The sequence below is a fragment of the Pseudomonas sp. NFR16 genome (genome assembly GCF_900108875.1).
Taxonomy (GTDB): Bacteria; Pseudomonadota; Gammaproteobacteria; order Pseudomonadales; family Pseudomonadaceae; genus Aquipseudomonas.
In genome coordinates, this window is record NZ_FNYJ01000006.1 from 465593 (window position 1) to 475752 (window position 10160).

A 10160-nucleotide genomic window follows, 5' to 3' on the forward strand; every position below is an offset into this window, starting at 1 on the left:
AGGGCGCGGGCAGGCCACGATAAAATAAACGAATCGATTTGATACTTTTTTCACATTGACTGGTTATAGTGGCTGCCCCGTTGGGGAGTAGCCTGCACTGGACCCACCGTCCAGAGCGTTCGCGTCAACATTCTCGGCAGCAGCCGTGGCGCGAACACCGTTTGGTTGGCGAGACCGACGATGCATCCATGCCTAAGGTCGGGCGTGTGGTTGCGTCGTTGACTCATAGCCCGACCGGACGTAAACCGTGAATCCTTTTTCCCTCGTATTCCTGGCGCTCGCCATGTCCACCGATGCGTTCGCAGCCGCGATCGGCAAAGGTTCCAGCCTGCACGAACCACGCCTGTCCGAAGCGCTGCGCACCGGCCTTATCTTTGGTGTGATTGAAGGCATCACGCCCATCGTGGGGTGGGGGATCGGCCAGGCAGCGAGCCGTTTCGTCGAGAACTGGGACCACTGGATCGCCTTCGTGCTGCTGCTCCTGCTGGGGTTGCACATGATCTACAACGGTCTCAAGCACGAAGAGGCCGAAGAGGAGAAACCCGACCAGCACTCGTTCTTCATCCTGGCAATCACTGCATTCGCCACCAGCATCGATGCACTGGCGGTCGGCGTCGGGTTGGCATTCGTCAACGTGAACATTGTCGTCGCCGCGCTGGCGATCGGTGCTGCCACCACCGTCATGGTCACGATCGGCGTGATGCTCGGGCGCGTGCTCGGCAACGTCGTCGGCAAGCGCGCGGAGATCGTCGGCGGCATCGTGCTGATGCTGGTCGGCGCCACCATTCTTTATGAGCATCTGTCGGCAGTCTGAAGCCCTGCGCGTCGACGGCCCTGGAACAAGAACGCCCCGTCAGCGGATCAATGCTGAGCGGGGCGTTTGCGTCGGGCGCGTCGAGGTTCAGGCGTTGGCCGGGTTCATCACCAGCACGGCACGCAGGCGGACCTTGGCCGACATCATCAGGTCGTAGGCTTCGCGAGCCCGCTCGAGCGGGAACGTCTCGATCATTGGCCGGATCGCCTGAAGACTGGCGAAGGCCAGCGTCTGCTCGTTGTCGGAAACCGTGCCGGTCAGTGAGCCGACGACGGAGCGCGCGCCGAAGATCAGGTCGGTGGCGTTGACCGTGATCGGATCAGGCGGCACGGCTACCACGATCAGTTCCCCACGTGGCGACAGTCCGGAAATCGTCTCGGCCATGCCCTTGCCGCTGGGCGCGGTGCCCAGCACCACCTTCGCGCCGCCCAGCGCGCGCAGCGCATCGGCGACATTCTCCTGAGTGGAGTCGATGTACTGATGTGCACCCAGCGACTGCGCCAGCTCCGCTTTGTCCGCGCCGCGCGCGATGGCAACCGTGTGGAAGCCCATTTTGCGCGCGAACTGCACGCCCAGATGACCCAGTCCGCCCAGACCCTGAATCGCCACCACGTCACCTGGCCGTGCCTTGGAATTGCGCAGCGCATTGAATGTGGTCAGGCCTGCGCACAGCAACGGCGCGGCTTCGGCTGCGTCGAGTTCCTCTGGAACGCTGACCAGACCGCGGGCTTCGGCCAGCATCACTTCGGCGTAGCCGCCATCGATGGTAATGCCGCAGATGACCGGGTTGTGGCAGTTCACCGGATCGCCATGTCGGCAGGACGGGCAACTGCCGTCTTCGCCCGCCAGAAAGCCCACGCCCACGCGCTGGCCGACGCTCCAGCCCTGGACGCCTTCGCCCAGTGCATCGATGCGACCGACGACTTCATGTCCAGGCACACGCGGGTAGCTGATGCCGGGGAACTGGCCTTCCACTGTCGCGCTGTCGGAGTGGCAGACCCCACAGGCCTCAACTCGAATGCGGACCTGACCGGGACCCGGATCGGGTATCGGCCGTTCGACCAGTTCCAGTTGGCCAGGGGCGGTCGCGACGATGGCGCGGTATGTCAGAGAGGTTGTCATGGGTCACCTTTATTCAGAGTCAGAGCCGACGAATGCGCCGATGTGACGTGCCACGGCGCGGGGATACTGGAGCTGCGGACCGTGTCCGGCACGCGGGAAAGTGATGAGTTGCAGGGTCGGCAACTGGCCGCTGAGCGCGTGCCAGTTTTCGACCGGGAAGGCGATGTCATGGTCGCCGCCAATGTGCAGCACCGGCACAGTCGTGCTTTTCAGCAATTGCAGGATGGCGTCCACCGGGAATACCGGATTCTTCGGACCTTCGCCCAGTTGCGCGCCTGCCCATTCAAATGGCACGGCCGGACTTGCGTCCTTGCGGGGTGCGGACAAACGTTCCCAGGAGCGCTCGGCGGCAGCCTTGGAGGAGGCCGATGCAGGCTCGAAAAACAGGCTGACGAAGTCGTCGAAATCGTTGTCTCGCTTGGCCAGTTCGTAGAACAGCGCCTCGCCCGGTTTGACCAGCTGGCCGGGCGGTGCGGTTGCCAGCAGCACCAGATGACTGACCCGTTGCGGTGCCTGGGCCAGGACGATTTGCGCAGCAATGCCGCCTACGGACCAGCCGCCGATCACCACCTTGCCCAGGCCCAGCCCTGCGATCAGTTCGATGGCATCCTTGGCCAGCGACGCGGGGCTGTAGCTGCGCTCACCGGTGGACTGACCCAGGCCGCTGTAGTCAAACACCGTGACCTGAAAACCCTGATCCGCCAGGCAGTCGAGAAACAGCGGGTCCCATGAATCCATCGTCCCGCGGAACCTCACGCAGAGCAGCAGCGGCGTACCGCTGCCGAAGGTCCGATAAGCGAGTGTCCTGCCGCTGATTTCGATGAACCGGGTTGTGGCCTGAGTGCTCAACGAATGTTCGGTCATGGTGAAGTCGTCCGTTCTTGTTGAATGTCATGGGTGTGCGGTGGAAATGACGCCAGGTTCTTCGCTTGCAGTAAGCGTTACTTCAATAAGCCTATGATTAAAAAGGAAAATCTGTTAAGCGATGCGCGCGTTCGCGAAACTTTATGAGCGCGATACATAGCGATGCAGCAGTGCGTTCGTTATCTGCCCTGCACGCGTTCTCAATCAAGTGCCTGCCAATCACTCTATCCCATCGTATTTATCTCCTCGCCTATACATTGGACTAGGTTTTTTCAAGGTCGGTAGCGGTCGGGCAATCGTGCGTGCCATTTGAAATGACGGGCGTTGCCCGCCAGAATCGCCGCCGATCCGATGCAGGGCGTCGGGCGCAAGCGGTGAGGAGAGCGGCGGTTGAACGAACAGACATTGTCCAGACGGCTGGAGCGCGTCGCGGCGCTGGTACCGGCGGGTGCACGGCTTGCCGACATCGGCTCGGATCACGGCTACTTGCCGGTTGCCTTGGTGTTGCGCGGCGTCATCGCGATGGCCGTGGCCGGGGAGGTGGCGTTAACGCCTTTCCACAGCGCCCGGCGCGTGGTGCGCGACAACGCGCTGGAGGCGGCGGTCGTGGTGCGTCTGGCAGACGGTCTGGCCGCGATCGAGCCGGATGACCGGATCACTGCGATCAGCCTGTGCGGCATGGGCGGGGAGACGATTCGCGACATTCTCGAGGCCGGCAAAGCCCGCCTCAATGGCCGCGAACGGTTGATCCTTCAGCCTAACGGCGGCGAGCAGCCACTGCGCTGCTGGTTGATGGAAAACGGCTATCGAATCGTATGGGAGGAAGTGCTGCGGGAGAATCGCTTCGACTACGAAATCATCGTCGCCGAGCGTCAGGGCCACGTGACCTACACCGCCCATGAGCTGTACTTCGGCCCTGTGCAGTTGCAGGCGCGCAGCCCGGCGTTTCTGGAAAAATGGCGGCGCGTATTGCGCCTCAGGCAACGCACCCTTGAGCAATTCGCCCGGGCCCGCGGGGCGGTGCCCGAGGAAAAGCTCAACGAACTTCAGGCTCATGTGCGTTGGATCACTGAGCTGCTGGGCTGAACCCTGGAAGAGGCCCGACCCGTGGCGGGCCTCAGTTGATGCGCGGGTGCTGCTGGACCAGCTCCTTGCGCTTGGCTTCGAGCTCGGCGATCTGCGCGTCGATGTCCTCGATTTTCTGCTCGATATTGTCGTGATGTTCCTGCAACAGCTCCTTCGCTTCTTCGATGTCAGAGGCCGCAGGCGCAGCGCCACGCAGCGGCTTGTTGGCAGTCTCTTTCATCGTGATGCCGGTGACGAAGCCGATGACCGCGATCACCATCAGGTAGTAGGCGGGCATGTACAGGTTGTCGGTGCTTTCCACCAGCCACGCTGCGGCTGTCGGCGTCAGGCCGGCGATCAGCACCGACACGTTGAACGCGCTCGCCAGCGCGCTGTAGCGGATGTGGGTCGGGAACATCGCGGGCAGCGTCGACGCCATGACGCCGATGAAGAAGTTGAGCACCACGGCGAGTATCAGCAAACCGGCGAAGATCAGGCCGATCTTGCCGCTGATGATCAGCATGAATGCCGGGACCGCCAGGATGAACAGGGCGATGCTGCCGATCACGATGAAAGGCTTGCGGCCGATCTTGTCGCTGACGAAGCCGATCAGCGGCTGAACGAAGAGCATGCCGACCATGATCGCGATGATGATCAGCACGCCATGGTTTTCGCTGTAGTGCAGGTTGTGCGACAGATAACTGGGCATGTAAGTCAGCAGCATGTAATACGTGACGTTGGTCGCCACGACGATGCCGATGCAGGTGATCAGGCTGCGCCAGTGCTTGGTTGCCACTTCCTTGAACGACACCTTCGGACCGCCTGAAAGACCTTCTCGGTCGCCTTGCTCCAGCTTTTCCACATGCTGCTGGAACGCCGGGGTTTCTTCCAGCGCGTTACGCAGATACAGGCCGAGCATGCCCAGTGGCAGCGCAAGGAAGAAGGGCAGACGCCAGCCCCATTCCTGGAATTGATCCTCACCGATGACGGTGGAAATCAACACGACCACACCGGCGCCGAGCACGAAACCCGCGATCGAGCCGAAGTCCAGCCAGCTGCCGAGGAAACCGCGCTTGCGGTCCGGGGCGTATTCGGCGACGAAAATCGAAGCGCCGGTGTATTCGCCGCCGACTGAAAAGCCCTGCGCCATCTTGGCGAGCAACAGCAGAATCGGCGCCCAGATGCCGATCGATGCGTAGGAGGGGATCAGTCCGATGGCTGTCGTGCTCAGGGACATGATCACGATGGTCGCTGCGAGGACTTTCTGTCGTCCGTATTTGTCGCCCAATGCGCCGAAAAAAAGGCCGCCCAGCGGCCGTATCAGGAAAGGCACCGAAAAGGTCGCCAGTGCCGCGATCATCTGCACGCTGGGGTCGGCGCCAGGGAAGAAAACCTTGCCAAGCACGTAGGCCACGAAGCCGTAGACACCGAAATCGAACCACTCCATCGCGTTACCCAGTGCGGCGGCAGTGATTGCCTTGCGCATCTTGGCGTCGTCGACGATGGTGATGTCTTGCAAGCCGATGGGGCTGATTTTTTTCTTGCGTAATTTCATGAGAACACTCTGTCGCTGATCTGTCGTACTGCAATCCGCCGGTGCCGAGCCTGCCCGGGTCAGAAATCCCGGCAGGTCGATGCCATTGTTTTGGTGGCACGCTGTTTTCGATCAGATACGAGGGCAAGGCAAAAAATTCACTGTGGGCCGAGATTTCATCGCGTTGAAACCGCGACCAGCGATTCGGGTTTCTCCGTCATGTCGCTGTCCGACGATGACGGGTGGTGCCAGGCAAGGGCAGGTCCCGCCGTGGTATTCTTGCGCCCCGGTTACAACTCCTGTGGAATCCCCCGTGAAATTCATTCACCAGCGCGAGCACCTCAATGAAGACGACATTGTGGTGATCGAATGTTCGAACACCTGCAACATCCGCCTCATGAACGACGCCAATTTTCGCAGTTTCAAGAATGGTGGGCGACACACCTACCATGGCGGCGCGTTTGATCGCTTCCCGGCGAAAATCGTCGTGCCGAGCACCGGCTTCTGGAACATCACCCTCGACACCGTCACCCAGCGCGCCATCAGCGTCACGCGCAAACCCAACATCAAGCATTCGATCAAGATCGTCCGCCGCTCCGCTTCGCGTCTGCAGCGCTGAGCGAACGGGATTGCGCCTGTTGCGCTGGCGCGGGCAGTCATTGGCGATATCGATAGTGAGCATCACGCTTTACGAGTTCAGTTTCGGCGCCTGAACTGGACAATGGCCTGCAAATGAAGACCCTGCCCGAACGGCAGAATTTTTGACAGGACACCGCCCATGCGCACCGTATTCGCCTCCGCCACCCTGATTGCCTGCTCGCTTCTGGCAGGGTGTGCCAGCGCTCCCAACGAGCCGACGCTGACGCTTGAAACCAGCAAGTCCCCCGAACAGTTCGCGGCGTGCGTCGTGCCTAAACTGCAAGGTCGTTCGATGAGCCCGATCCTGTCCCAGCCTCAACGGCATTACCGGATTACCGTGCCGAGTACCGTCGCTGCGGACAACGTCATCGAGGCTTACAAAGCCTCATCCGGCGGGAAGGTTTTCGTCTACGAACGCAGCCTGATGGCTTCCGGCTTTGGCCGTGCGGCGAAGGAATGCGTGTGACCCGGCAACACCGGACGGTGGTTGCCGGCTGAAGCCGCTACAAGCGTCGGTGATGGGGCCGAGGATGCGGCGATCCTGGCCGTGCTGGACGCTCAGAAATCTTCTTCGCTGATCCGGATGGACAGCAATGTGTTGCTGGCGATGAGGTTGTCGAACGCCGGCTGAAACACCTGCGCGAGACTGGCGAGCATCGAGTCTTCACTGCTCCACGCGCCCCGGATGGTCCAGCGTCCCGGATCAGGCTGATGTGCCTGCAGCTGGCAGTCCACGCACCCTTCGATGCTCCGGGCGCGCCGCACTGAATCCTGCATCAACTGCGCACAGCTGGCCGAGAAACCTGGGCGGGTCTGAATCATTACGACTCTGGATGACACGTGAGCATTCATGGTGATCCCCTGAAGGCGGCTGGCGCGGTTGGAGTCGGGCGATTGACGGTGGCGCACGACGGTGATGGGACTGGGATCATGATCCGGCAGTCGCCCTGTCGCTGCCATAGTCGATGCGCATAGACGATACAGACCTTCGTATAACCGGCTCGAAACAGGGGGGTGGATAGCGCGCTGCCAGCGGTCATGACCACGCCGCGATGGCGCCGCGCGGGCTGGCGAGGGGGCAGGCCGGGTCAGCGGACGTCGTCTGAGGTCACGGGATCGGCAGGCGCGAAAGCCTTCGCCGCAGCAACGGTGTCCAGCGATTCGCGCAGCAGCTGGATCTTGCCCTCGTGGGCCACCAGCCGTCCGGCGTATGACTGCAGGTACAGGCGGCCCGTTGCCGGGACCAGCGCCTCGACGTCGTATTCGGCGAAGGCCTGATCAGGCGTGTCGATCAGAAAGCGCACGCGCTTGAAGCGGAAATCCGGGACTTTAGCCAGCAGCGAGGCAATGAACGCTTCGATCTGAGCGGGTCCCTGCACGCGATGGGTGATGCCCAGCGATTGAAGGTAGGGCAGTTCGAGCGCACCATTGTCTGCGAAAAATGCCGCGGCGGCGTGTGGGTCTTGAATGGATTCCAGGTACATCTGCAGCAGTTGCACGGCGTTTTTCATGATCATCTCCTTGAGCCAGGGGGGTCAGGTCGGCCGCGAAATCGCGCCGACAGGCGTCAAGGTACGGAAAATGCGAGGTGACAAAAATAGAAACTATGGCAACTCATCGTTTCATTTATGAAATGATGAATGGGCGCTGGACGATGGCGCGTGATCAACGGGGCCAGCGCCACGTCGGTGCCGAGAGGTGCTTGGCGAAAAAGTCGGACAGCGCCTTGATCTTCGCCGGACGGGTCCGCGCCGAAGGCGTGACGAAGTACAAGCCGCCGCGAGTCATGCTCCATTCCGGCAAGAGCGCCTCCAGTCTGCCGTCGGCCAGGAATTCGCTGGCCATGAATTCCGGCAGTTCGGCGACGGCCATCCCTTCCAGCAACATGGGAATCAGCGCGTCCGAGTTGGTCACTCGCAGTGGACCGTTCGGCACCACGTCTTCCTCAGTACCGTCTTCATGGGTGAAGCGCCAGACCTGACTGCGCGCCCGGTACGCATAACTCAGACAAGGACGGCCTGCCAGCTCCCGCGGATGCGCAGGGCGCCCGTGAGCCTTGATGTAGGCAGGTGACGCCACGAGGAATTGGGTGACGGCACAGAGCCGACGGGCAACCAGTGAAGAATCGGGCATCACCGCGATGCGCAACGCGGCATCAAAACCTTCGGCGATCAGATCGACCGTCGCGTCGGACAGGTGCAGGTCCACCGACAGTTCCGGGTACTGGCGCACCAGTTTCGGCATGAGTGGCGCGACCCAGCGCAGGCCGAACGACATGGGCACCGCCAGGCGGATCAGTCCGCGCGGCTGCACCGACAGGTCCTGCGCTTCGCTTTCGACTTCCTCGGCCTGTCGGTAAATCTCTCCAGCCTTGGCGGCCATGCTCGCGCCGAACTCGGTCAGCGCTAGTTGCCGGGAGGTGCGATTGAACAGCCGCCCGCCCAGGCGTTCCTCAAGGCGCGCCACGGCTCTGGACACGGTCGGCACCGAGACACCCATAAGCCGGGCTGCGGCGGCGAACGATCCTTCTTCCGCCACCTTGGCGAACATCGCTAAACCTTCGAAATCAGGAAGTTTGCTCATTTCATTTCTGCAACGATGGGTTTCGGACAATTCTATTTTGAAATGTTTTAGCCGTCGATAAGCTTCTCCCACATCGCAACCACTTACTGACGAAAACTGGAGAAACATCATGGCTCGCAAACTCGAAGGCAAAATCGCACTGGTCACCGGCGGCACTACCGGCATCGGCCTGGCCACCGCTCAACGCTTCGCCGCAGAAGGCGCTTACGTTTACATCACCGGCCGCCGCCAGGCCGAACTCGACAAGGCCGTTGCGCTGGTCGGCAACGCCACTGGCGTACAGGTCGACTCGACACGTCTTGAACAGCTCGACGCCCTGTACGAGCAGATCTCTGCCGAGCAAGGACGCCTCGACGTGCTGTTCGCCAACGCAGGCGGCGGTTCGATGCTGCCCCTGGGCGAGATCACCGAAGCGCACTACGACGACACCTTCGACCGCAACGTCAAGGGCGTGCTGTTCACGGTGCAGAAAGCGCTGCCGCTGCTGGCAACGAACGCCTCGGTGATCCTGACCGGCTCTACCGCCGGCAGCTCAGGCACCGCCGCGTTCAGCGTCTACTCGGCTTCGAAAGCCGCTGTCAGGGCCTTCGCCCGCAGCTGGATCCTGGACCTGAAGGACCGCAACGTCCGCGTCAACACCATCAGCCCCGGCGCCACCAAAACCCCGGGCCTGGTTGACCTGGCGGGCCCCGATGCCGCCCAACAGCAAGGCCTGCTCGATTACCTCGCCTCGCAAGTGCCGATGGGCCGAGTCGGCAACCCCGAAGAAATCGCCAGCGCCGCGCTGTTCCTGGCCTCCGACGACGCCAGCTTCGTCAATGGCATCGAGCTGTTCGTCGATGGTGGTCAGGCTCAGATCTAAGCCAACCCGCGAGACGGCGCCCGGCGCCGTCCTGCCCAGACTTTTGGGGGACACACACATGAAAACAGCCGCATTTGCAGCACTCGCGTTGACCTTTGCCTTCACCACCGCGCACGCCGCGACGCCAGCCACCGCAAGCCCCGTGACGCCTTCGCTGCAAGCGTCGGTGATCGATCACGTCGGCATCAACGTGCCGGACATCGACGCGGCGACGGCGTTCTTCAACGATCTGGTGGGCGCGAAAGTCATCTCCGACGTGCGTCCGGGCGCGATTCCCGCCGAATGGAAAGCCAGTTTCAACTGGCGTGAGTCCAGCGAACTGCAGCGCTTCACCATGCTGCAGCTTGCCGGCGGCTCCAAGATCGAGCTGTTCCAGTATCAGGGCCCGCAGATCGATCATCAGCCACCCCACGAAGACGATATCGGCGCGACCCACATTGCCCTGCGCACCACCGACATCGACCGCAGCCTGGCCGTCGTCAAAGCCCGAGGGCTTAAAGTGCTCAACGAGCCGATCACCAACCCCGACGGCATCCGCTGGTTCTACGTGCTGACGCCATGGGGTTCGCAACTGGAACTGGTGTCGCTTCCGGCCGCCAGCTGAAACGGGCTGCTTGCCCCCCACCCATTGGCTGCGGTGCATCCGAAAAACCGCGTTCGCCGGGTTTGCTGCCGCT

The 10160-nt window shown here is 62.0% G+C and carries 12 protein-coding genes and 1 riboswitch; of the genes, 6 read left to right on the forward strand and 6 right to left on the reverse strand.

Annotated features, from left to right (window positions below):
• The first annotated feature begins 75 nt into the window (after nt 1-75).
• A riboswitch (yybP-ykoY riboswitch) is annotated at nt 76-249 on the forward strand.
• Nucleotides 248-814 carry a manganese efflux pump MntP gene (mntP, locus tag BMZ10_RS23285; protein WP_093467834.1) on the forward strand — a complete coding sequence of 189 codons (567 nt, stop codon included), beginning with the start codon at nt 248-250 and terminating at the stop codon, nt 812-814. (Overlaps the previous riboswitch by 2 nt.)
• A gap of 87 nt (nt 815-901) precedes the next feature.
• Here the strand turns inward: mntP and BMZ10_RS23290 are convergent, their stop codons facing one another.
• Complete coding sequence (locus BMZ10_RS23290; protein ID WP_093467837.1) at nt 902-1936, reverse strand: alcohol dehydrogenase; 1035 nt, start codon at nt 1934-1936, stop codon at nt 902-904.
• Nucleotides 1937-1945: 9 nt separating this feature from the next.
• Nucleotides 1946-2800, reverse strand: a complete 855-nt coding sequence (locus tag BMZ10_RS23295; protein ID WP_093467840.1) for an alpha/beta fold hydrolase — start codon at nt 2798-2800, stop codon at nt 1946-1948.
• A 390-nt stretch (nt 2801-3190) separates the two neighbouring features.
• Between BMZ10_RS23295 and BMZ10_RS23300 the strand changes: the two genes are divergently transcribed.
• A complete protein-coding gene (locus BMZ10_RS23300; RefSeq protein WP_093467843.1) occupies nt 3191-3886 on the forward strand; it encodes a tRNA (adenine(22)-N(1))-methyltransferase in 696 nt (231 codons plus the stop codon).
• Nucleotides 3887-3917: 31 nt separating this feature from the next.
• Here the strand turns inward: BMZ10_RS23300 and proP are convergent, their stop codons facing one another.
• A complete protein-coding gene (gene proP, locus BMZ10_RS23305) occupies nt 3918-5420 on the reverse strand; it encodes a glycine betaine/L-proline transporter ProP (RefSeq protein ID WP_093467846.1) in 1503 nt (500 codons plus the stop codon).
• Between the two features lie 292 nt (nt 5421-5712).
• Here proP and BMZ10_RS23310 point away from each other — a divergent pair, with 292 nt between their 5' ends.
• Both BMZ10_RS23310 and BMZ10_RS23315 read left to right on the forward strand, forming a co-directional pair.
• The gene (locus tag BMZ10_RS23310) at nt 5713-6018 is read left to right on the forward strand and encodes a DUF1883 domain-containing protein (RefSeq protein ID WP_256214568.1); all 306 of its coding nucleotides are present in this window, start codon (nt 5713-5715) and stop codon (nt 6016-6018) included.
• Nucleotides 6019-6177: 159 nt separating this feature from the next.
• On the forward strand, nt 6178-6504 hold the full coding sequence (locus tag BMZ10_RS23315) for a hypothetical protein (RefSeq protein ID WP_093467852.1): 327 nt from the start codon (nt 6178-6180) through the stop codon (nt 6502-6504).
• A gap of 92 nt (nt 6505-6596) precedes the next feature.
• On the opposite strand, the gene BMZ10_RS23320 is transcribed toward BMZ10_RS23315, so the two are convergent.
• The 3 genes from BMZ10_RS23320 to BMZ10_RS23330 all read right to left on the reverse strand — a co-directional run bounded on the left by BMZ10_RS23320 (nt 6597) and on the right by BMZ10_RS23330 (nt 8621).
• Nucleotides 6597-6860 (reverse strand): putative quinol monooxygenase, encoded by a 264-nt coding sequence (locus BMZ10_RS23320; RefSeq protein ID WP_093467855.1) that lies wholly within the window; start codon nt 6858-6860, stop codon nt 6597-6599.
• 266 nt (nt 6861-7126) lie between these two features.
• Complete coding sequence (locus BMZ10_RS23325) at nt 7127-7549, reverse strand: nuclear transport factor 2 family protein (RefSeq protein ID WP_093467858.1); 423 nt, start codon at nt 7547-7549, stop codon at nt 7127-7129.
• Nucleotides 7550-7703: 154 nt separating this feature from the next.
• Nucleotides 7704-8621 (reverse strand): LysR family transcriptional regulator, encoded by a 918-nt coding sequence (locus BMZ10_RS23330; protein WP_093467861.1) that lies wholly within the window; start codon nt 8619-8621, stop codon nt 7704-7706.
• A 109-nt stretch (nt 8622-8730) separates the two neighbouring features.
• On the opposite strand from BMZ10_RS23330, the gene BMZ10_RS23335 reads away from it, so the two are divergent.
• Together BMZ10_RS23335 and BMZ10_RS23340 are read left to right on the forward strand one after the other, a co-directional pair.
• Nucleotides 8731-9483, forward strand: a complete 753-nt coding sequence (locus BMZ10_RS23335) for an SDR family NAD(P)-dependent oxidoreductase (protein ID WP_093467864.1) — start codon at nt 8731-8733, stop codon at nt 9481-9483.
• Nucleotides 9484-9541: 58 nt separating this feature from the next.
• A complete protein-coding gene (locus tag BMZ10_RS23340; RefSeq protein ID WP_093467867.1) occupies nt 9542-10087 on the forward strand; it encodes a VOC family protein in 546 nt (181 codons plus the stop codon).
• Nucleotides 10088-10160: the final 73 nt, after the last annotated feature.